Source organism: Achromobacter sp. JD417, from assembly GCF_041879325.1.
GTDB lineage: Bacteria > Pseudomonadota > Gammaproteobacteria > Burkholderiales > Burkholderiaceae_B > Achromobacter > Achromobacter mucicolens.
The window spans coordinates 4,722,392-4,744,400 of sequence record NZ_CP087159.1; the positions used below are offsets into that span (position 1 = coordinate 4,722,392).

The window sequence follows — 22,009 nt, forward strand, 5'->3', positions numbered from 1 at the left end:
CCGCCGTTCGTCAGGGCTTGAACGCCCCAATGAAGATCGCCGGATCGATGCGCGCATCGTTCAGGCTGACGTTCCAGTGCAGGTGCGGGCCCGTCGCCCGCCCGGTCGCACCCACCTTGCCCACCACGCCGCCGCGCGGCACCTCGTCGCCGACTTTCACATCGACGGCCGACATATGGCAGAACATGCTGATCAATCCCTGGCCATGGTCCAGGAACACCGTCTTGCCATTGAAGAAGTAATCCCCCACCAGCACCACCACCCCGGCAGCCGGCGCCTTGATGGGCGTTCCGGCCGGCACGGCGAAATCCAGGCCTGAATGGGGATTGCGTTCCTGGCCGTTGAAGAAGCGGCGCAGGCCGAACGGGCTGGACAGGCGTCCGCCGTTGACGGGCCGGTCCAGGATCAGGTTGCTGGGCGTGACGCCGGCGCGATAGACGCGGTAGGCCTCGATCTGCTCGGCCAGCTCGCGTTCGATGCGCTTGAGATCGTCCGGGTTCGGATCCACCTGGCGCCGGTTCTTGAGCGTGATGTGCTGGGCGACGTAATCCTTGGCCCCCACCGAGAAGGCCACCTGGCGCGTGCCTGCGGCATCCTTGACCTGGACGTGCTCCTGGCCAGGCTTCACGCTGAGCGGGATCCCGACCACGGCGATCCACTGCTTGCCCTGTTCCCGCACCACCAGCACGCGCCGGTCCTGGTAGGTGACCTCGGGCGCGCTGGCCGCGTCGCCCAGCGTCAGGACGGCCACCCCGCCCGGCACGCGGGCGTCGAGCTTGCGGCTGATGTAGCTGCCCTGCTGCGCCCGCGCGGGCCAGGCCAGGCACAGGCTGGCCGCAGCCAGCCCGGCGCGCAGGACGTCGCGGCGTTCGAACATGGGGCTTACAGGCACAGGTTGGCCGGTTCGATGATGGTCTGGTCGCGGCGGGCGATGCGCGTGGACAGGCGGGTCTCGGTCTTGCCCTGCCAGTGGGTCGTCGTCATGACGGCCTCGACGCCCAGGCTGCCGTGCAGGATGAGCTCGTAACCATTGCGCACCGGCTTCTGTTCGAAATTGACGCCCAGCCCCTTCCAGGCGTCCGCCACGCACTGCGTGTAGTCCTGGGCGGTGCGCGCGGTCGAGCCGTAAAAGACGGGCTCGCGGTCGCGGACGTCTTTGACGTTGGCGCAGGCGGTCAGGGCAGCCAGAACGGTAAGGGACAGGATGATACGAGCCTTCATGACGATGGAAACTCTCGGTCGGTAGGGATTGATCGGGGCGGCCAACTATACCGCACGGTCTTTTGGCGCCTTGGCCCGGCAACGCCCGGCCAAGGCTTCACGCCTGCGGCGGGCGGCGGGCGGACTTGGGGCGGAAGGCCGCGATGACCTCGGGACGCGTCTCGGCGTAGGGACCGCCGATGAGGTCGATGCAGTACGGGATGGCGGCGAAGATGCCGGGCACCAGCACCGCGCCGTCCTCGCCCTTCAAGCCTTCCAGCGTCTCGCGTATGGACTTGGGCTGGCCGGGAAGGTTCACGATCAGGGCGGCATGGCCGTCCGTTTCGCGGATGACGGCCACCTGCCGCGACAGGATGGCCGTGGGCACGAAGCGCAGGCTGATCTGGCGCATCTGTTCGCCAAAACCAGGCATTTCCTTGGTGCCGACGGCCAGCGTGGCCTCGGGCGTGACGTCGCGCCGCGCCGGGCCGGTGCCGCCGGTCGTCAGGACGAGATCGCAGCCGCAGCCGTCGACCAGTTCGATCAGGGTCTCGGAGATGCGGGCCGGCTCGTCGGGAATCAGCCGGTCGACCGCCTGCCACGGCGAGGCCAGCGCCCCGCCCAGCCACTCGCGCAGCGCGGGCAGTCCTTGGTCCTGATAGGCGCCGGTGGAGGCGCGGTCGGAAACGGACACCAGGCCCACGATGAGTTCGTCGGGATGGCTGCGGGCGATTCGGGCAATGTGGGTCATGGCGTAGCGGGGAATCCGGCAATGAAGCGCCGCGGCGGCGGCAGGCAGCGCGGCCGCCGTGGCTTGCCGGACGGCCGCGCGACATCGATGCTATCGCATTCTCTAAGGCGGCATGCGGCGGGGTCGGCGGCGCCAAGTGTCGCAAAAAGGGGAAACCGCCCGCCGCCCAGGGTTTCCCGCGCTTGTTCGCGTCATGGACGCTGGATAACATCCGCTAACAATCCCGGCCCAATATCGCGGCGCGGCGCATTTTCAGGTTTTCCATGTTCACACGCACTCTCCGGCAGCACGCGCTTGCCGCGGCGCTGGCCCTGTCCGCCGCAGCCGTGGCCGGCTGGGCGGCCCTGCACACGCTGGCCTTGAAGACCGAACCGGTGCCGGCCGCCGCGCCGGGCCTATACATTCCCAACCTGGGCAATACGCTGGACGAGCAGACGCGCAACCTGTCGCGGCTAAGCCAGGCGCTGCGCACGGGCGACCGGCTGGTAATCCTGGGCTCGTCGGAGCTCACCAGCAACGACCTGCGCTTCGTGCCCTACCGCTTCCTGGCCGATGAACTGCAGATGCCCGTCCTGGCGTATGGTCATTCGGGTTTTCAGTCGCTGGGCATGCAGTTCGTGCTGGCGGCGCTGGCCGACGACCTGTCGCCGGCCTCGCGCGTGGTGGTGATGTTGTCGCCCGGCTGGTTTGATGGCGACGGCGGACTGGGACCGGACGAATTCAAGGAACACGCCAACCCGTTGTTGCCGCGCCTGCTGCGCCAGCCCGATGGCCGGACCGAGGTCATGCGCTGGCTGGACGCCAAGGCGGACGCGGGCGTGTACTGGTCGATGGCGGCCGAGCAGGCGTATGTGTTCCGCCAACGCCTGGCGGGCCTGTGGGCGCCGGCGTACGCCGCGCCCGCCCCCGAACCGGAGCGCGAGGGCCCGGCGATGGCGGCCCGCGTCGTGGATTGGGACGCGCTGGCCGCCGAAGCCCAGGCCGCCGAACAGGCGCTGATGACGGACAACCGCTATGCCGTGCGCGACGAATTTTTCAACAAGTATTTGCGCACCATCCCCGCCGGCGGCAAGACCGCCTACCAGCCGCAACCCCTGACCGGGCGCGACGAACTGCGCGAACTGGCCGCGCTGATGGCGCTGCTGCGCCAGCACGAGGTCAATGCGCTGTTCGTCATGCAGCCCCTGCACCCCATGGTCTTCAAGGACCTGAACCGGTTCGACCCGATCCAGCGTCAGGTCGCGGGCCTGTGCCAGACTTACGCGATGACCTGCATGGATATGTATGACGCGCCCTTCGAGGTGGGCACGTTGCGCGACGTGCAGCATCTGGGCGAGCTGGGGTGGCTGCGCGTCAATCAGAAGATCGCCGAGGTATTCCGCCCATGAAACGAACACTCTGGCTCTGCCTGCTGTATCTCGGCATCCTGGCCGTGATGGTCATCCAGGCGGATACCTCCGCCAATCTGGGCAAACCCATGGAGATCGAATTCCAATATTCGAAGTTCTAAGATTTGGGGGCCGCTTCATTCAGGGACAGGTCATAAATCTGCAATAATCGGGGCATTCTCGCCGGAACCTCGCCCCCTCCCCCATGTTCGACCTCTTCCACGGCCTAGACCTTTGGGTTGGCCTCAGTCTTGTGCTGGCCCTGACATTCGTCCTGGCCTTCGAATTCATCAACGGCTTTCATGACACGGCGAACGCCGTGGCAACCGTCATCTACACCAAGGCCATGCCGCCCCACCTGGCGGTGGTCCTGTCCGGCATCTTCAACTTCCTGGGTGTGTTGCTGGGCGGCGTGGGCGTCGCCTACGCCATCGTCCATCTGCTGCCCGTCGAACTGCTGATCAATGTCGATACCGGCCGCGGGCTTGCGATGGTGTTCGCCATGCTGGCGGCGGCCATCGCCTGGAACCTGGGCACCTGGTACTTCGGCATTCCCGCCTCCAGCTCGCACACGCTGATCGGCTCGATCCTGGGCGTGGGCCTGGCCAATGCGCTCATCACCGACCTGCCGCTGGGCGAAGGGGTGAACTGGGGCAAGGCCATCGACATCGGCATGTCGCTGGTCGCCTCGCCCATCGCCGGCTTTGCCGTGGCCGGCTTGCTGCTGCTGGCGCTCAAGCGCTGGCTGCCGCTGTCCAAGATGCACAAGACGCCCGAACAGCGCCGCGCCATCGACAACAAGAAGCACCCGCCATTCTGGAACCGCCTGGTGCTGGTCCTGTCGGCCATGGGCGTGAGCTTCGTGCACGGCTCGAACGACGGGCAGAAGGGCATCGGCCTCATCATGCTGGTGCTGATCGGCATCGTGCCGGCCAATTTCGTGCTGGACACCCACAGCACCACCTACCAGATCGAACGCACGCGCGACGCGGCCAATCACCTGCTGGTGTTCTACCAGCGCAACGAGGCGCTGCTGGGCGACTACCTGTCGCTGCGCCGCGTCAATATGCAGGAAGAACTGCCGGCCAACTTCCGCTGCGATCCCACGCTGACCGTGCCGACCATCATGGCGCTGCAAAAAGACCTGCACGGCGTGTCCAACTACGCCGACCTGTCCGCGCAGAAGCGCATCGACGTGCGCCGTTACCTGCTGTGCCTGGACGACACCGCCAAGAAGGTGGCCCGCCTGGAAGGGCTGCCCGCCCGCGAGGCCGCCGACCTGCAACGGCTGCGCGCGGACCTGACCGCCACCACCGAATACGCGCCCCTGTGGGTAATCGTGGCCGTGGCGCTGGCGCTCGGCGCGGGCACCATGGTCGGCTGGCGTCGCGTGGTGCTGACCGTGGGAGAAAAGATCGGCAAGCAAGGCATGACGTACGCGCAAGGCATGTCGGCGCAGCTGACCGCCGTGGGCGCCATCGGGCTGGCCAACGTCTTCAGCCTGCCGGTGTCGACGACCCACGTGCTGTCCTCCGGCGTGGCGGGCACCATGATCGCCAACAAGTCCGGACTGCAGGGCAACACCGTGCGCAACATTCTGCTGGCGTGGGTGCTGACCCTGCCCGCCTCGATGCTGCTGGCCGCCGGCCTTTTCTGGATCGGCGTGCAGTTCACCGGCTGATGAAACACGGCCGTGCAGGCAATCTGCACGGCCGCTGCAACACTCTGGGTACTGCGCAGGCCTATGCGCCCGCGCCCCGCGCCGTCTACGATGGCGCCATGACTACCGCTTCCCCCACCCTGCATTACATCTTCGATCCGCTTTGCGGCTGGTGCTATGGCGCCGCGCCGCTGGTGGAGGCCGCCCGCGGCATTGCGGGCCTTCACATCGAGCCCCATGGCGGCGGCATGATGACGGGCAGCAACCGCCAGCCGGTCACCGACGCCCTGCGCCGCTATGTCATGCCGCACGACGAACGCATCGCCGGCCTGACGGGCCAGCCGTTCGGCAAGGACTACTTCGACGGTCTGCTACGCGACACCGGGGCCGTGTTCGATTCGGAACCGCCCACCACCGCCATCCTGGCCGCGCAAACCCTGGCCGGCCGCGGCCTGGACCTGCTGCGCCGCCTCCAACGTGCGCATTACGTCCAAGGCCTGCGCATCGCCGACCCCGCCGTGCTGCGCACGCTGGCTGCCGATACCGGACTGGACGCCGGCGCCTTCGACGCCGCCTACGCCAAGGCCGAGGGCGACGAGACGGCCGCGCATATTGCCGCCAGCCGCCGATTGCTGGCGCAGGTGGGCGGCACGGGTTTTCCGACGCTGGCGCTGGAGCGCGAAGGCGTTTTCACACTGCTCGAACCCAGCCGCTATCTGGGCCGCCCCGACGCATGGCGCGATCATCTGCAAACGCGCATCCAGGGCGGTGCCTGACGCCTCGCGCGCTTGCTAGGCCGCCAAGGCCAGCAATACCCCGTACCCGCCCATGCCAAGCAGCACCGCGACGCCCGTATTGCTGACCAGGCGCGCGGCAACGCCGGTGACTGCCAGCCCGCCCACGTACGGCGCGATGCGGGCCGCCTCGTTTGCCGCGCCCAGCAGATCGGGCACGATGACGGCGGCCGCGATGCCCGCGAGTAGCGACGGACCCAGCGCGGACAGCGCCGAGCCTTCGCGGGACAGCCGCCGCAGCAGCCGGCTGCGCTCGGACAGCATGAAAGGCAGCGCGCGCGTGAGGTACGTGATGACCGCCATCGCGATGACGGCGCCCCAGAATTCCAAGCCATTGGTGTTCATGCGGCCCTCTTCATGCGATAGGCGGCGCAGCCGATGACCGCGCCGGCCAGGATGGCAAGGCTGGTGTATCCCAGCGCGGCAATCAGCCCGGCCCCGCCCACGGCGGCCAGGATGGGCCATCCCATGCCGCGCCGCGCGCTCTGGCACACCAGCGCCATGAACAGCGCCGGCAGCGCAAAACGCATGACCTGCGACAGCATCGGATAGTGTTTCTCCAGGCCATCGCCGGCGTACACGCCCACGGCCGTGCCGGCGATCCAGGTCAGCCATGCGCCCACGCCCAGCGCAATCATCCACCCCTGGCGGCCGCCGGGTTCGACGGCCTGCAGGCGATTGAAGGCGGTGGCAAAGACTTCGTCGGTCAGCAGGAATGCGACCTTCAGGCGATCGCGCAGCGCTGCGGGCAGGAAGCGCGACAGCAGCGGGCCGTAGAGCAGGTGCCGCGCGTTCAGCAGCGAGCACAGCGCCACCACCCAGAGCCAGGGCGTTCCCGCCTTGATGGAGGCCAGCAACAGGAATTGGCTGGCGCCGGCGTAGACCAGCACGGAAATCAGGACGACCTGCAGCGGCGTCAGGCCGGCCGCGACGCCGGCAATACCGAAGGTCACGGCCACCGGAAAGTAGCCGATCATGACCGGCAGACACGATTTCAGTCCATCGATGCGCGCGCTGCCGGACGGGGCGCGCGCGGCGTCGGGGGGAGTCTCCAAGGCGCTCATTGCTTCTACGTAGTGCGGCGGGCGCCCATTTTACCTAGCGCCGCACGCGCGCTATCGCGTGGCCCGCGCGCTCAGGGCATCGCCCCCAATGCCCGCAGTTGCGACTTCAGCCGGCGCACCTCCTGGCTCAGGTCCAGAATGAGGGCCACGGCGTCCAGGCCAGCGCCAAAGTCGTGCTCCAGCCGGCGCGCGTGCAGGGCGCGCTGCAGGTCCACGCTGTAGAAGCGCCATTCCGAGGGGCCGCTGCCGCTGGCGTTGACGATGCCGACCTCGACCAGCTGAGCCACCCATTCCACTTCGGCGCCGCAGGCGCGGGCCAGGTCGTCGGCGCTGAGCGGCTGCGACTTGCCCACGACGGTGGCGCTGGTGATCACTATCTTTTTCATGCTCAGACCCCCAGGTTGCGGCGCGGGTTGAAGGGCAGGTCCTGCTGCAGCTTGCGGTAGGCGGCCTTGGCGGCGTCGCTGTCGGCGGGCGGCAGCACCAGGTCAAGGACCAGGTACAGGTCGCCCGGCGGATCGCCCGGAATGCCGCGTCCGCGCAGCCGCAACTTGCGGCCGTTGCCGGAACCGGCCGGCACGGACACTTCGACCGTGCCGCCCGGCGTGGGCGCCTTGACGCTGGCGCCCAGGGCGGCTTCCCAGGGCGCGACCGGCAGCGTCATGTAGAGATCGCGCCCTTCGGCGCGGTAGCGCGGATGCGGCTTGAAGCGCACCTCCAGATACAGGTCGCCGTTGTCGCCGCCGCCGTAGCCCGGCATGCCCTGCCCCGCCAGCCGGATGTACTGGCCTTCGCGCACGCCTGCCGGAATCTTGACGCTGAGCGTGCGGCTTTGCATGTGCGGGCGGCCCTGGTCGTCCATCTGCATGGAGCGCAGGCTGATGTCGCGCGTGGCGCCCTTGATCGCGTCTTCCAGGTCGACCTCGATCGCGGCGTGGTGGTCCTCGCCGCGCGCGCGGAATTCCTGTTGCCGCGCGCCATGCCGGCCGCCCCGCCCGCCAAACAGCGACGAAAAGAACTCGCTGAATTGCGCCTCGTCGCCGGGCGCCGCGCCGCGGTGGAACTCGAAGCCTTCGTCCCAGCCGGGCGGAGGCTGGAAGCCGCCGCCGGGCGACACGCCTGCCGCGAGATTGTCATAGGCCTGGCGCTTTTCGGCGTCGCGCAGCACGTCGTACGCTTCGTTCACGTCGCGCATGCGGGTTTCGGCGTCGCTTTCCTTGCTGACGTCGGGGTGATATTTGCGGGCGAGCTTGCGGTACGCCTTGCGGATGTCGTCGTCGGACGCGCCCTGTTCCACCCCAAGAATGCTGTAGTAGTCCTTGAACTCCATGTTCCAGCTCACGTAGAGGGTTGAGGCCGCGTCCGGCACAGCCGGATCCGGCCTTGAATAGCGAGAAGATAGGGGTTATGGACCGATTTTTCAATGCGATTGCGCAGTTGGCGGCCAGGCGCATAATGGTCGGTTTGCGCGGCTTACTCCCAAAGGACCGATCGTGCTGGAAATCATCGACGCCGACTTCAACGACACTGACCACGGCCGCCAGGTGCTGGCCATGCTGAACGAATACGCCAGCGGTCCCATGGGCGGCAATACGCCCTTGCCGGCCCATGCGCAGGCCAACCTGATCCCCGAGCTTGCCCGCCGCCCGACCGTGCGCGCGTTGCTGGCGCGCATCGACGGCCAGGCCGCCGGCGTCGCAATCTACGTGGAAGGCTTCTCCACCTTTGCCTGCCGCCCGCTGCTGAACCTGCACGACCTGGCGGTGTCGCCGCGGTTTCAGGGCCAGGGCGTGGGCAAGGCGCTGCTTGCGGCGCTTGAGGACCGCGCCCGCCAGATGGATTGCTGCAAGATCACGCTGGAAGTGCTGGAGGGCAACACCGTCGCCCAGGGCCTTTACCGCAAGCTGGGCTTCGAGGGCTACGCGCTGGACGATGCGACCGGCCGCGCCATGTTCTGGCAGAAAAAGCTGGCCGCCTGAATGGCGTAGTATGTGTTTTTCGCCCCGGATTCGGGGGCGGACCGACCCTGCAGGAATCACGATGAAGATGAGCAACATCCCCTTCGGCACCACCGACTGGTCCGAAGTGGAACGCACCGAACACGCCGGCGACACCGGCATGGCTTACTGGCGGACCCGCCATTTCGGCGACCTGCGCGTGCGCATGGTGGAATACACCCCCGGTTACCTGGCCGACCACTGGTGCACCAAGGGCCACATTCTGTTCTGCCTGGAAGGCGAACTGCACACCGAACTGGAAGACGGCCGCCAGTTCGTCCTGACGCCCGGCATGAGCTATCAGGTCGCCGATCAGGCCGAACCGCACCGCTCGTCCACCGCAACCGGCGCCAAGCTCTTCATCGTCGACTGACGCGCCCGCGCGACACGCCTGTATTGCACTTGCGTTACGCTTTGCAAACCAGACGCCGCGCGCAGCCTGACCATTCGTTACCCCGCCTGACCGGAGACAAGCTTTGGGCGCCCCGATTACGCTATACGTCGATTCCCTGTTTCTCAGCCCGTACGCCATGTCGGTCTACGTGGCGCTGACCGAAAAGCAGCTGCCTTTCGAAGTGCGCCCCATCGACCTGAGCGCCGGCGAACAGCGCATGCAGCCCTTCCAGTGCCGCGCGCTAACGGCCCGGGTGCCGGCCTTGACGCATGCGGACTTCAACCTGACCGAATCCAGCGTCATCGCCGAATACCTGGACGAAGCCTTCCCCGCACCCGGCCACGCAGCCCTGTTTCCGTCCGGCATCCACGAACGCGCACGCGCCCGCCAATTGCAGGCCTGGCTGCGCAGCGACCTGGCCGCCCTGCGCCAGGAACGCCCCACCGAAACCGTGTTCTACGGCGAAACAGGCCAGCCGCTTTCCGACGCCGCCCATGCCGCCGCCTCCAAGCTGATCCAGGTGGCCAACCACCTGATCGGCGTTGACCAGACGACGCTGTTCGATGCGTGGTGCATCGCCGATACCGATCTGGCGGTCATGCTCAAGCGCCTTGCGCACGACGACCTTCCCGACACGCTGCGCGCCTACGCCGATGCGCAGTGGCAGCGGCCCGCCGTCCAGAAATGGCTGGAACACAACGCCGCCGCGCGTTGAACTGATCCCTGCCCCAGGGCGGCGCTCCGTCCTGCTGCCCGGGTTGACCTGCCGCAAACGCTCCGATGTTGCACCGCACCATCCATTGCGGTGTAATGGGGAGGTCAACTCCGCCGGTTCCACTGGGGACCGGCTTGGCGGCCATTTGCCGCCGGCAGCTATTTACAGGAGATCGCCATGGCCGGATCCGGCACCGATCACACGCTTGCCCCGTCCTTGAACCCCTGGACGGCCGCCTATGAATACGCCATCGATGCCTGGCAGCGCGGCGTGCTTTACGCCGATGTGATGCGCCAGCGCGGCAACCAGTACCACGATCACATGGCCAAGCGCGCGCCCAACGTGCTCAGCATGGAATTCGAACTGGTGCTCGATGGCCGCGACCTGCCCCGGCCGGTCAATTACGGCCTCTTGCGGATCAAGCCGCCGGCCGGCGTCGAAACGGACCCGATCAAACGCCCCTTCCTGGTGGTGGATCCGCGCGCCGGCCACGGGCCGGGCATTGGCGGTTTCAAGCCGGAAAGCGAGATCGGCGTGGCCGTGCGTGCCGGGCACCCGTGCTACTTCGCGACCTTCCTGCCGCAACCCATGCCCACGCAGACCGTCGAAGACGTGATGATGGCCGAGGCCCGCTTCCTGGAAGAGATCATCGCGCTGCACCCGGATGCCGAAGGCAAGCCCGTCGTCGTGGCCAATTGCCAGGCGGGCTGGCAGATCATGATGACCGCGGCGGTGCGCCCTGAGCTCTTCGGCCCCATCATCGTCGCGGGCGCGCCCCTGTCGTACTGGGCGGGCTGGCGCGGCATGAATCCCATGCGTTATGCCGGCGGCCTGTTGGGCGGCAGTTGGCTGACGGCCATGACCAGCGATCTGGGCAACGGCAAGTTCGACGGCGCCTGGCTGGTGCAGAACTTCGAGAACCTGAATCCGGCCAACACGCTGTGGTCCAAGCAGTACAACCTCTACGCCAATGTCGACACCGAGGCCAGCCGCTACCTGAGCTTCGAAAAATGGTGGGGCGGCCACGTCTTCCTGAATGGCCCCGAGATCCAGTACATCGTCGACAACCTCTTCGTGGGCAACCGCCTGGCGACCGCGGGTCTGGTGACCTCCGACGGCATCCGCATCGACCTGCGCAACATCCGCTCGCCCATCGTGGTGTTCTGCTCCAAGGGCGACAACATCACCCCGCCCCCGCAGGCGCTGGGCTGGATTCCCGACCTGTACCAGAACGAGGCCGAAGTCCTGGCCCACGGCCAGACCATCGTCTACGCCATCCACGAAAGCATCGGCCACCTGGGCATCTTCGTGTCCGGCAGCGTGGCCCGCAAGGAGCACCAGGAGTTCACCTCCAACATCGACATGATCGATGTGCTGCCCCCCGGCATCTATCAGGCCGAAATCGCCGACAAGACGCCGGACACGCCCAACGCCGACCTGGCTTACGGCAACTACGTGCTGTCGTTCGAACAGCGCAAGCTGGACGACGTGCGCGCCATCGTCGACCGCAAGGAAGAGGACGACCAGCGCTTTGCCGCGGTGGCCCGCATCTCCGACATCAACCTGGGCATGTACCGCAGCTTCGTGCAGCCCTGGCTGCGCGCCCTGGTCACGCCGCAGTCTGCCGAATGGATGCAGCGCATGCACCCGCTGCGCCTGCCCTACGAACTGATCTCCGACCGCAACCCGGTCATCGCGCCCATCGCCAAGGTAGCCGAACAGGTGCGCGAGAACCGCAAGCAGGCCTCGCCCACGAATCCGTTCCTGGTCGCGCAGGAGATGTTCTCGAACATGATTGAGACCAGCCTGAACATCTGGCAGGAGCTGCGCGATTCGGCCGACGAACGCACCTTCATGAGCGTCTACGGTTCGCCCGTGGTGCAGGACCTGGCTGGCCTGGGCGCCAAGTCCGGCCCGCCGCGCAGGCATCCGGGCGTCTCGCCGGAGCATCGCCGCTTCATGGAAGAACGCGCCGCGGAATTGCGCTCGATGCTGCAGGAAGGCGGACTGCGCGTGGCGGCGATCCGGATGCTGCTGTACGTGTCGGGCGCCGAGGGCGGCCTGGACGAGCGCAGCTTCGCGCTGATCCGCAAGATGCGCGCCGAGGCCGACAACGCCCTGTCGCTGGAGGAATTCAAGGACGTCATCCGCGAACAGGCGCTGATGATGACGCTGGATTCGACCGCTGCCATCCAGGCCATGCCGCACTTGCTTGACGGCTCGTCGGCTGCCGAGATCCGCGCCGGTCTGGACGCCATGAAGGGCGTCCTGGAAGCGGCCGAACCGCTGAGCGACGCGGCGCGCGAAAGCCTGAACGAAATGGAGCGTATCTTCGAAGCGGCCGAGCGCCGCGCACAGCGGCGCGAACAGGGCCAGAAGGCCGAGCCCTCGCGCGGCGCCGAAGACGCGAAGATGGATGATCCGGTCACCGACCTGGTCGACAAGGCCGCGCAGGTGCCCGGCAAGAACGCCCGGCCGCATCCCGACGCCGCGCGCAAGGCCGTGAATGCGGCCTCCGCGCCCAAGGCTGCGGGCAAGACCGTCGCAAAGACCGCTGCAAAAGCCGCCAATAAAGCCACCCCCAAAACCGCTCCCAAAGCCGCCAATAAAGCCGCGTCCAACGGCGCCAAGTCGCCCGCCAAGCGCGCGGCTGCCGCCCGTCAACCCGCCAAGGCCTGACAACCATGAGCCTCCCGACGTCCACGCACTACGACAAACTCATCGCACGCGCGCAGACGCTTGAACCGGCCGCGTGCGCCATCGCCCACCCGTGCGACGAGCCCTCGTTGTCCGCGGCGCTGGAAGCGCGCGACCTGGGCCTGCTGCGGCCCATCCTGGTCGGACCGGAAGGCAAGATCCGCGACACGGCCGCACAGTTCAACCTGCACCTGGGCGATGCCCGCATCGTGGACGCGCCGCACAGCCATGCCGCCGCGGAAAAGGCTGTCGCGCTGGTGCGCAGCGGCGAGGCGTCGCTGCTCATGAAGGGCAGCCTGCACACCGACGAACTGATGCATGAGGTCGTGGCGCGCACGACGGGCCTGCGCAGCGGCCGGCGCATCAGCCATGTGTTCATCATGGAGGTGCCGACCTATCCCGAGCCGCTTTTCATCACGGACGCGGCCATCAACATCTTTCCGGACCTGGAAACCAAGGCCGACATCATCCGCAACGTGATCGACCTGCATCTGGGATTGGGACTGGGCGAACCGCGCGTGGCGATCCTGTCGGCAGTGGAACAGGTCACGCCCAGTATCCCCAGCACGATCGAGGCGGCCGCGCTGTGCAAGATGGCCGACCGCGGGCAGATCACGGGCGGCGTGCTGGACGGCCCGCTGGCGCTCGACAACGCCATCAGCCCGGACGCCGCACGCATCAAGGGCATCCGTTCGCCCGTGGCGGGCGTGGCGCAGGTGCTGATGGTGCCCGACCTGGAAGCCGGCAACATGCTGGCCAAGAACCTGACGTTTCTCGCCAATGCCGAAGCTGCCGGCATCGTGCTCGGGGCGCGCGTGCCGATCATCCTGACCAGCCGCGCCGACAGCCCGCGCTCGCGTCTTGCCTCGTGCGCGGTGGCGGCAATCTACGCCCACCATCTTGCCCAGCAGCAGGCCAAACCGCTGGCCTGACGCCAGCGCCCTGCCCCCGGCCCGCCGCCGCGGGTTTTCGCGCGATTTGTCTCAACATGGAAGCACACCGCCATGAGCGACACCATCCTCGTCATCAACGCCGGCAGTTCCAGCATCAAGTTCTACCTGTATGACATCGATGCCGGCCATCAGCTCGCGCCCCGTCTGGGCGGCCAGCTCGAAGGCATCGGCACCACGCATCCGCGCCTGCGGGTGCGCGACGCGGCGGGCCAGACGCTGGTCGAGCGCGACATTGCGCCCAGCCACGCGCCGGACGTGCCCAACGCGCAGGAGGTCGTGGGCACGTGGTTGAGCGGCCACCTGGGCGGCGCGCCGCTGGCCGTGGGCCACCGCGTGGTGCACGGCGGGCCCGACCTGTCCGAGCCGGTGCTGATCGATGACGACATCCTGGCCAAGCTGGACACGTTCACGCCGCTTGCGCCGCTGCATCAGCCCAACAACCTGGCGCCGATCCGCGTCATCCGCGAACGCCGGCCCTGGATTCCGCAGGTAGCGTGCTTCGATACGGCATTTCACCGCAGCCATAGCGACGTGGCCGACCGCTATGCGCTGCCCGAGCGTCTGTACCTGGAAGGCGTGCGCCGCTACGGTTTTCATGGTCTGTCCTACGAGTACATCGCGCAGCGCCTGAAGCAGGCGCTGCCGGACATCGCCATGGGCAAGATCGTCACCGCGCACCTCGGTTCAGGCGTGTCGGCCTGCGCCATGCAGGCAGGCAAGAGCGTGGACAGCACGATGGGTTTCACGGCGCTGGAAGGCCTGCCGATGGGCACGCGCCCGGGCCGCCTGGACCCCGGCGTGGTGCTGTGGATGATGGAACAGGGCATGAGCCACGACGAGATCGAGCACATGCTGTATCACGACTGCGGCATGAAGGGCCTGTCGGGCATCAGCAACGACATGCGCGAACTCCTCGCCAGCAATGCGCCGTCGGCCAAGCTGGCGTTGAAGTACTTCGCCTGGCGCGTGGCCGAAGGCATGATCGGCCTGGGCTGCGCGATGAACGGCATCGATGGCATCGTCTTCACTGCCGGCGTCGGCGAAAACTCCGCCGAGATCCGCCAGGCCATCAGCGAGCACTGGGGCTGGCTGGGCATCAAGCTGGATCCCGAACGCAACGCCCGCCACGGGCCGCGCATCTCCACCGACGACAGCCGCATCGGCGTCTACGTGGTGCGCACGAACGAAGAGCTCATCATTGCCCAACACACGCTTGCCCTCGTGAGGCAGCAATGAGCGCGCACCTGCCGCTGGCCGGCAAGCGCGGGCTGGTGACCGGCATCGCGAATGCCGACTCCATCGCGTGGGGCTGCGCCAAGGCGTTTCGCGCGATGGGCGCCGACCTGGCGGTGACCTACCTGAACGACAAGGCCCTGCCGCACGTGGCGCCGCTGGCGCAACAGGTGGACGCGCCCTTGCTGATGCCGCTGAACCTCTTGAACGACGGCGAGCTGGAAGCCGTCTTTGCCCGCATCACGGACGAATGGGGCGCGCTGGATTTCGTGCTGCACTCGGTGGCCTACGCGCCGCGCGAGGACCTGCACGGGCGTGTCACGGACTGCTCGCGGGCGGGCTTTCTGCAGGCGATGGACGTGTCATGCTGGTCCTTCATCCGCATGGCCAAGCTGGCCGAGCCGCTGATGCGCAATGGCGGCGCCCTCTTCTGCATGAGCTATTACGGCTCGCAGATGGTGGTCGAGCACTACAACATGATGGGACCGGTCAAGGCCGCACTGGAATCGGCCACGCGCTACCTGGCCGCCGAACTGGGCCCGCAAGGCATCCGCGTCCACGCGATTTCGCCGGGACCCTTGAAAACGCGCGCCGCGTCCGGCATTGCGGAATTCGACACCATGCTGGACCGCGCCCAGGCCAAGGCGCCCGCGCGCAGCCTGGTGTCGATTGACGACGTTGGCGAAGCGACGGCCTGGCTGGCCACCGATGCGGCGCGGCTGATGACGGGGCAGACGCTGTATATCGACGGCGGGTATCACATCATCGATTGAGGCGGGTCGCTGGCTTGCAAGGTGTCAGACACCCTGCGCGCGACATCCAGGCGCGCAGGTCATTTCTCCAGGGTGTCAGACACCTGGTCATTCGAGGGTGTCAGACACCTGGTCATTCGCAGGTCATTCGCGGGTCAGCCCAGCGTCGCCGGCCCGCCCTGGCGCCAGCGCTCGATGGCTTCCACCGCCTGTTCAGGACTGACGAAGATCCTGTCCGGCCCGATCTTCTTGACCAGCCCCGAGCGCTGCAGCGCCTCGCGGAACTTGCCGTGACCGCCCGCGACCAGCAATAAGATGCCGCGTTCGTCCAGGATGCGTTTGAGTTCATACAGCGCCTCGACGGCGTCGGCATCGGCCTGGGTCATGGCTTCGGCGTCCAGCACGAACCAGCGCACGTCGCCCGCCTGTTCGATGACTTCGCGCGCGCGGCGGCGGAACGCGTCCGCGTTGAAGAACCAGACCGAGGACTCGAACAGCCAGATCACGGCGCCCGGCACGGGCTGGGCCTGCGGATTCAGGTGCATCTTGCCCAGCACGGTTTCGCCCGGCAAGCGGCCCAGCAGCGCATCGCGGGGATTGCCGGACACGTACATGGCATAGAGCAGCGTCGCGCCCACGGAAACCGCCACGCCCTGCAGCACGCCGAACCCCACCACGCCCACGGCCGCCAGGACCCCGAACGCGAGTTCAATCCGGGAGATCCGCGCCAGCCGCTTGAAGGCATGCCAGTCGAACAGACTGGCCGCGGCGAGCAGCAGGATGGCCGACAGCGCAAACTGCGGCAGCCAAAACAGCGGCTCGCTCAACAGGCCCACCACGACGGCCAGCGCGGCCGCCGCGCTGATGCTGACGAGCGGCGACGACCCGCCGGCCACCAGCCCGACCGCCGTGCGCGAATCGGCGCCCGTCACGACGTAGCCCTGGAACAAGCCCGCGGCCACATTGGCCGCGCCAAACCCCACCAGTTCGCGGTTCGGGTCGACGTGGTCGCCCGTGCGCGCCGCAAAGCTGCGCGCCGTCACGATGCCACTGGAAAAACTGACGACCAGCACCCCCGCCGCGCCCAGCAGGATGCCGTCCACGCCTTCCAGACTGACGGGCAGATTGAAGGCCGGCAGCCCGGCCGGCACGTCGCCCACCACCGCAATGCCCATCGCCGGGAAATTGAAGAGCCAGGAAAGCAGGCAGGTCGCGACCACCAGCAAAATGGGGCCAGGCCACGAAGGCCGCCAGCGTTTGATCGCCACCAGGAAGATGCACGAGGCCAGCCCCAGGAACAGCGTCGGCAGCCGGATTTCGGACAGCCGGTGGGACAGTTCCATGAACGGGTGGATCAGGCCGCTGTTGCGCAGGCCCACGCCCGTCAGGCCGCTCAGTTGCGACGTCGCCAGCGTGATCGCCACGCCGGCCATGTACCCGATCAGCACCGGCCGCGACAGCAGGTTCGCAAGCACGCCCAACCGCAGGACCCGGGCGATGAGGCAACCCACGCCAACGGTGAGCGCGATGCTGGTGGCGGCCTGCAGCCGCGCCTCGGGTGTGGTCAGCGCCATGCCGGTCAAGGTGGCGGCAATGAGGGTGCAGGTGGCGGTGTCGGGACCGACGATGAGCGTGCGCGACGAGCCGAAGACCGCGTAGGCAAGCATGCCCGCAATGGCGGCCCACAGCCCGGCAACCGGCGGCACCCCCATCATGGCGGAATAGGCCAGCCCCACCGGCAGCGCCACCGCGGCCACGCTAAAGCCCGCCGTGATGTCGCGCCGGGCCGAGTCGCGGGTGATGCCCTGGAAGTTGGCCAGGCCAGGAATGACGCGAAGGTTCATGGTGCAGCAGGGCGACCTGAAAAAAAGGACTCCCACACGACGCGGGACGACCACCAAGCCTAAACCAACTCGCTCAAGGGCGGTGCAAGGTAAATCAATCCGGGTGTCTGACACCTGCCGGCCGTCAGACACCCGTCACACCGCGGGATCAGCCCGCGGCGCGGTCTTGCAGCACTGCCACGGCGGGCAGGGTCTTGCCTTCCAGGAATTCCAGGAAGGCGCCGCCGCCGGTGGAGATGTAGCCGACCTGCTCGCCGATCTTGTACTTGGCGATGGCGGCCAGGGTGTCGCCGCCGCCGGCGATCGAGAAGCCTTCGGAGTCGGCGATGGCGCGGGCGACCACTTCCGTGCCATTGGCGAACTGGTCGAATTCGAACACGCCCACCGGGCCGTTCCAGACGATGGTGCCGGCCTTCTTGAGGATCTCGGCCAGTTGCGCCGCGGTCTGCGGACCGATGTCCAGGATCATGTCGTCGTCGGCCACGTCGGTGGCCGCCTTCACGGTGGCCTCGGCGTCGGCGCCGAACGACTTGGCGCACACCACGTCAACGGGAATCGGCACGGCCGCGCCGCGCTTTTTCATGATGTCGATGACGGCGCGGGCCTGCTCGACCTGGTCGGGCTCGGCCAGCGACTTGCCGATGGACAGGCCGGCGGCCAGCATGAACGTGTTGGCGATGCCGCCGCCCACGACCAGCTGGTCGACCTTGTCGGCCAGCGATTGCAGGATCGACAGCTTGGTCGACACCTTGGAGCCGCCCACGATCGCGACCAGCGGACGCTTCGGTTCGTGCAGCGCGCGGCCCAGGGCATCCAGTTCGGCTTCCAGCAGCGGGCCGGCGCAGGCCACGGGGGCAAAGCGCGCGATGCCGTGCGTGGTGGCTTCAGCGCGATGCGCCGTGCCGAAGGCGTCGTTGACATACACGTCGCACAGCGCGGCCATCTTCTTGGCAAGCGCCTCGTCGTCCTTCTTTTCGCCGACGTTCACGCGGCAGTTTTCCAGCAGCACGACCTGGCCGTGATCGACCTTCACGCCATCGACCCAGTCGCGCACCAGCGGCACGGGCATGCCCAGCAGTTCGGACAGGCGCTGGCCGACCTTGGCCAGCGAATCGGCGTCGGTCAGGACGCCTTCTTTGGGGCGGCCCAGGTGGGACGTGACCATCACGGCGGCGCCGGCGTCCAGCGCCAGGCGGATGCCGGGCACCGAGGCGCGGATGCGGGTGTCTTCGCTGATGCGGCCGGCGTCATCGAACGGGACGTTCAGGTCGGCGCGGATGAACACACGCTTGCCGGACAGGGCGCCGGCCTTGGCCAGCGCGGACAGGGTTTGGACCTTGGACATAGTTGGATTCCTTCGGTAGGCGAACAAAGGGGACGAACCCATTTTCCGCAATGGCGGAAAACAAATCCGTCCCCTTATGGACTGGCGGAGTGCTTACTTGGCCGACATCAGCGCGACGGTGGTGTCGAGCATGCGGTTCGAGAAGCCCCACTCGTTGTCGTACCAGGACGAGACCTTGACCAGACGGCCCGAGACCTTGGTCAGCGACGCGTCAACGGTGCTGGAAGCCGGGTTGTGGTTGTAGTCGACCGAGACCAGGGGTTCGGTGTTGTAGTCCAGGATGCCCTTGAGCTCGCCTTCCGAGGCGGCCTTCAGGATGCCGTTCACTTCTTCGGCGGTCGTGTCGCGGCTGGCCACGAACGACAGGTCGACCAGCGACACGTTGATGGTCGGGACGCGGATGGCGTAGCCGTCCAGCTTGCCGTTCAGTTCAGGCAGGACCAGGCCCACGGCGGCGGCGGCGCCGGTCTTGGTGGGGATCATGCTCATCGTGGCCGAACGGGCGCGGCGCAGGTCTTCGTGGTAGACGTCGGTCAGGACCTGGTCGTTCGTGTAGGCGTGAACGGTGGTCATCAGGCCGTTTTCCAGACCCAGCTTGTCGTTCAGCGGCTTGACCAGGGGGGCCAGGCAGTTGGTGGTGCACGACGCGTTGGAGATGACGGTGTCGGTCGACTTCAGCACGCCGTGGTTGACGCCGTAGACGATGGTGGCGTCGACATCCTTACCGCCGGGGGCCGAGATGATGACTTTCTTGGCGCCGCCCTTGATGTGCGCGCCGGCCTTTTCCTTGGTGGTGAAAAAGCCCGTGCATTCCAGCACGACGTCGACCTTCAGGTCGCCCCACGGCAGTTCGGCCGGGTTGCGGTTGGCCAGCACGCGGATCTTGTCGCCGTTGACGACCATGAACTCGCCGTCGACTTCGACGGTGCCCGGGAACTTGCCGTGGGCGGTGTCGTAGCGCGTCAGGTGCGCGTTCGTCTTGGGATCGCCCAGGTCGTTGATGGCGACGATTTCGATATCGTGCTTCTTGCCACCTTCGTAGTGGGCACGCAGGATGTTGCGGCCGATGCGACCGTAACCGTTGATGGCGACGCGAATGGTCATGACTAAGCTCCTTTTTTACAAAACTTGCTTGACGGTCTCGGCCACCTTGTCGGCGGTCAGCCCGAAGAACTTGAACAGGGCGCCGGCCGGCGCGGACTCGCCGTAGCGGTCGATGCCGACCACGGCGCCTTCCAGGCCCACGTACTTGTGCCAGAAGGCGGTGACGCCGGCCTCGACGGCCACGCGCGGCAGGCCCTTGGGCAGCACGGATTGCTTCCAGGCGGCGTCCTGCTTGTCGAAGACGTCGGTGCTGGGCATGGAGACCACGCGCACGGCGATGCCTTCCTTGGCCAGCTGCGCCTGCGCGTCCAGCGCGATGGCGACTTCAGAGCCGGTGGCGATGATGACGGCGCGGGCGCCTTCGGCGTCGCGCAGCACGTAGCCGCCGCGGGCGATGGCGTCGACGGTGGCCGCGTCGCGCTGCACGAAGGGCAGGTTCTGGCGCGACAGCAAGAGGGCCGTCGGGCCGCCGTCATGCACGTCCATGCCGATGCTGGCCGGACGCGTCACGGCGGCGTTCCAGGCCACGGCGGTCTCGGCCGTATCGCAAGGACGCCACAGCGACAGGTTGGGGATGAGGCGCAGGCTGGCCGCATGCTCGATCGACTGGTGGGTCGGGCCGTCTTCGCCCAGGCCGATGGAGTCGTGCGTGAACACGTGGACGACGCGCTGCTTCATCAGCGCGGCCATGCGGATGGCGTTGCGCGAGTAGTCCGAGAACGTGAGGAACGTGCCGCCGAACGGCAGGTAGCCGCCATGCAGCGCGATGCCGTTCATGATGGCGGCCATGCCGAATTCGCGCACGCCGTAGTTGATGTGGCGGCCGAACTGGATGCCCTTGTCGCCGGCGCGGACGGCGCCAACGCCCTTCCAGTCGGTGAAGTTCGAGCCGGTCAGGTCGGCCGAGCCGCCCAGCATTTCCGGCAGCATCGGCGCCAGCGCGGCGATGGCGAATTGCGAGGCCTTGCGCGTGGCGACGGTCTCGCCCTTTTCCAGCGTGGCCGACAGGAAGGCCTTGAACTGGTCCGCGTAGCCCTCGGGCATCTCGCCCTTCATGCGGCGCGTGAATTCGGCGGCTTCGGCGGGGAATTCGGCGGCGTAGGCGTCAAAGCGCTTCTGCCATTCGCCCTGGGCTTCGGCGCCCTGCTTGCGGCCGTCCCAGCCGTCGTAGATGTCTTGCGGAATCTGGAAGGGTTCGGACGACCAGCCCAGCGCGGCGCGCGTGGCGGCGATTTCGTCCTTGCCCAGCGGCGCGCCGTGCACGTTGTGCGTGCCGGCCATGTTGGGCGAACCCTTGCCGATCACGGTGCGGCAGACGATCAGCGTAGGCTTGTCCGACTGCGCACGCGCGGCCTTGATGGCGGCGTCCACGGCAGCGACGTCATGGCCGTCCACGCCGCGGATGACGTTCCAGCCGTAGCCTTCGAAACGCTTGGCGGTGTCGTCGGCGAACCAGTGTTCGACGTGGCCGTCGATGGAAATGCCGTTGTCGTCGTACAGCACGACCAGCTTGCCCAGCTTGAGCGTGCCGGCCAGCGAGCACACTTCATGCGAGATGCCTTCCATCAGGCAGCCGTCGCCGGTGAACGCGTACGTGTGGTGATCGACGAGAGTGTGGCCCGGCTTGTTGAATTCGGCGGCGAGCAGCGCTTCGGCGAGCGCCATGCCCACGGCGTTGCCCAGACCCTGGCCCAGCGGACCGGTGGTCGTTTCCACTCCCGGGGTGATGCCCACTTCGGGGTGACCCGGCGTCTTGGAATGCAACTGGCGGAAATTCTTGAGTTCTTCGATCGGCAGGTCGTAGCCCGTCAGGTGCAGCAGGGCGTAGATCAGCATCGAACCGTGGCCGTTGGACAGCACGAAGCGGTCGCGGTTGGCCCAGGCGGGATCCTTGGGATTGTGGCGCAGGTTGCCGGCCCACAAGGCTTGGGCGATTTCCGCCATGCCCATGGGAGCACCCGGATGCCCGGAGTTCGCTTGTTGCACGGCATCCATCGCGAGGGCGCGGATGGCATCCGCCAAGGCAAGTTTAGGGGCGGTCGGATTGCTCATTCGGAAGGCTCTTTGAAACTGGCGCGTCTACGACAAGAAATAGGGCCAGTTGAGTAGGTTGCGAAG

Annotated in this window: 22 protein-coding genes; 11 read left to right on the plus strand and 11 right to left on the minus strand. The window is 67.2% G+C overall.

Annotated features, from left to right (window positions below; translation table 11 throughout):
• Positions 1–10: 10 nt before the first annotated feature.
• The 3 genes from LN047_RS21845 to mog form a co-directional block, all read right to left on the minus strand.
• Positions 11–877 (minus strand): peptidoglycan DD-metalloendopeptidase family protein, encoded by an 867-nt coding sequence (locus tag LN047_RS21845; protein WP_373980162.1) that lies wholly within the window; start codon positions 875–877, stop codon positions 11–13.
• Between the two features lie 5 nt (positions 878–882).
• Complete coding sequence (locus LN047_RS21850) at positions 883–1,221, minus strand: hypothetical protein (RefSeq protein ID WP_056326686.1); 339 nt, start codon at positions 1,219–1,221, stop codon at positions 883–885.
• 97 nt (positions 1,222–1,318) lie between these two features.
• Positions 1,319–1,951, minus strand: coding sequence for a molybdopterin adenylyltransferase (mog, locus tag LN047_RS21855; protein WP_056326684.1), 633 nt, complete (start codon positions 1,949–1,951; stop codon positions 1,319–1,321).
• Between the two features lie 263 nt (positions 1,952–2,214).
• On the opposite strand from mog, the gene LN047_RS21860 reads away from it, so the two are divergent.
• The 4 genes from LN047_RS21860 (at position 2,215) to LN047_RS21875 (ending at position 5,775) form a co-directional block, all read left to right on the plus strand.
• The gene (locus LN047_RS21860; protein WP_373980163.1) at positions 2,215–3,339 is read left to right on the plus strand and encodes a D-alanyl-lipoteichoic acid biosynthesis protein DltD; all 1,125 of its coding nucleotides are present in this window, start codon (positions 2,215–2,217) and stop codon (positions 3,337–3,339) included.
• Entirely contained in the window at positions 3,336–3,461 is a 126-nt protein-coding gene (locus LN047_RS21865; protein ID WP_255357224.1) for a hypothetical protein, read from the plus strand. The genes LN047_RS21860 and LN047_RS21865 overlap by 4 nt, the downstream gene beginning before the upstream one ends.
• A gap of 83 nt (positions 3,462–3,544) precedes the next feature.
• Entirely contained in the window at positions 3,545–5,020 is a 1,476-nt protein-coding gene (locus tag LN047_RS21870) for an inorganic phosphate transporter (RefSeq protein ID WP_373980164.1), read from the plus strand.
• A 98-nt stretch (positions 5,021–5,118) separates the two neighbouring features.
• On the plus strand, positions 5,119–5,775 hold the full coding sequence (locus tag LN047_RS21875) for a DsbA family protein (RefSeq protein WP_373980165.1): 657 nt from the start codon (positions 5,119–5,121) through the stop codon (positions 5,773–5,775).
• 15 nt (positions 5,776–5,790) lie between these two features.
• On the opposite strand, the gene LN047_RS21880 is transcribed toward LN047_RS21875, so the two are convergent.
• The 4 genes from LN047_RS21880 to LN047_RS21895 form a co-directional block, all read right to left on the minus strand.
• Entirely contained in the window at positions 5,791–6,138 is a 348-nt protein-coding gene (locus tag LN047_RS21880) for an AzlD domain-containing protein (protein ID WP_373980166.1), read from the minus strand.
• Entirely contained in the window at positions 6,135–6,857 is a 723-nt protein-coding gene (locus LN047_RS21885) for an AzlC family ABC transporter permease (RefSeq protein ID WP_373980167.1), read from the minus strand. The genes LN047_RS21880 and LN047_RS21885 overlap by 4 nt, the downstream gene beginning before the upstream one ends.
• A gap of 71 nt (positions 6,858–6,928) precedes the next feature.
• A complete protein-coding gene (locus tag LN047_RS21890) occupies positions 6,929–7,243 on the minus strand; it encodes a chaperone modulator CbpM (protein ID WP_056326673.1) in 315 nt (104 codons plus the stop codon).
• A 2-nt stretch (positions 7,244–7,245) separates the two neighbouring features.
• Positions 7,246–8,187: a DnaJ C-terminal domain-containing protein gene (locus LN047_RS21895; protein ID WP_223576541.1), complete on the minus strand. Its 942-nt coding sequence runs from the start codon at positions 8,185–8,187 to the stop codon at positions 7,246–7,248.
• Positions 8,188–8,350: 163 nt separating this feature from the next.
• On the opposite strand from LN047_RS21895, the gene LN047_RS21900 reads away from it, so the two are divergent.
• The 7 genes from LN047_RS21900 (at position 8,351) to fabI (ending at position 15,619) form a co-directional block, all read left to right on the plus strand.
• Positions 8,351–8,836: a GNAT family N-acetyltransferase gene (locus LN047_RS21900; RefSeq protein ID WP_373980168.1), complete on the plus strand. Its 486-nt coding sequence runs from the start codon at positions 8,351–8,353 to the stop codon at positions 8,834–8,836.
• A gap of 61 nt (positions 8,837–8,897) precedes the next feature.
• Complete coding sequence (locus LN047_RS21905; protein WP_056326667.1) at positions 8,898–9,227, plus strand: DHCW motif cupin fold protein; 330 nt, start codon at positions 8,898–8,900, stop codon at positions 9,225–9,227.
• Between the two features lie 103 nt (positions 9,228–9,330).
• Positions 9,331–9,963, plus strand: a complete 633-nt coding sequence (gene yfcF / locus LN047_RS21910; protein ID WP_373980169.1) for a glutathione transferase — start codon at positions 9,331–9,333, stop codon at positions 9,961–9,963.
• 177 nt (positions 9,964–10,140) lie between these two features.
• Positions 10,141–12,642 (plus strand): DUF3141 domain-containing protein, encoded by a 2,502-nt coding sequence (locus LN047_RS21915; RefSeq protein WP_373980170.1) that lies wholly within the window; start codon positions 10,141–10,143, stop codon positions 12,640–12,642.
• Positions 12,643–12,647: 5 nt separating this feature from the next.
• Positions 12,648–13,592: a phosphate acetyltransferase gene (locus tag LN047_RS21920; RefSeq protein WP_373980171.1), complete on the plus strand. Its 945-nt coding sequence runs from the start codon at positions 12,648–12,650 to the stop codon at positions 13,590–13,592.
• 72 nt (positions 13,593–13,664) lie between these two features.
• Complete coding sequence (locus LN047_RS21925; RefSeq protein WP_373980172.1) at positions 13,665–14,849, plus strand: acetate/propionate family kinase; 1,185 nt, start codon at positions 13,665–13,667, stop codon at positions 14,847–14,849.
• Complete coding sequence (gene fabI, locus LN047_RS21930) at positions 14,846–15,619, plus strand: enoyl-ACP reductase FabI (RefSeq protein WP_223572413.1); 774 nt, start codon at positions 14,846–14,848, stop codon at positions 15,617–15,619. Before LN047_RS21925 ends, fabI begins: the two co-directional genes overlap by 4 nt.
• Before the next feature lie 134 nt (positions 15,620–15,753).
• Here fabI and LN047_RS21935 read toward each other — a convergent pair whose 3' ends face one another.
• From LN047_RS21935 to tkt, 4 genes are all read right to left on the minus strand, one after another.
• Positions 15,754–17,442: a SulP family inorganic anion transporter gene (locus tag LN047_RS21935; protein ID WP_373980173.1), complete on the minus strand. Its 1,689-nt coding sequence runs from the start codon at positions 17,440–17,442 to the stop codon at positions 15,754–15,756.
• A 148-nt stretch (positions 17,443–17,590) separates the two neighbouring features.
• Positions 17,591–18,787, minus strand: coding sequence for a phosphoglycerate kinase (locus LN047_RS21940; protein WP_056326655.1), 1,197 nt, complete (start codon positions 18,785–18,787; stop codon positions 17,591–17,593).
• Positions 18,788–18,880: 93 nt separating this feature from the next.
• A complete protein-coding gene (gene gap, locus LN047_RS21945) occupies positions 18,881–19,891 on the minus strand; it encodes a type I glyceraldehyde-3-phosphate dehydrogenase (RefSeq protein WP_056326654.1) in 1,011 nt (336 codons plus the stop codon).
• 15 nt (positions 19,892–19,906) lie between these two features.
• Positions 19,907–21,943 (minus strand): transketolase, encoded by a 2,037-nt coding sequence (tkt, locus tag LN047_RS21950; RefSeq protein WP_056326653.1) that lies wholly within the window; start codon positions 21,941–21,943, stop codon positions 19,907–19,909.
• Between the last annotated feature and the right edge of the window lie 66 nt (positions 21,944–22,009).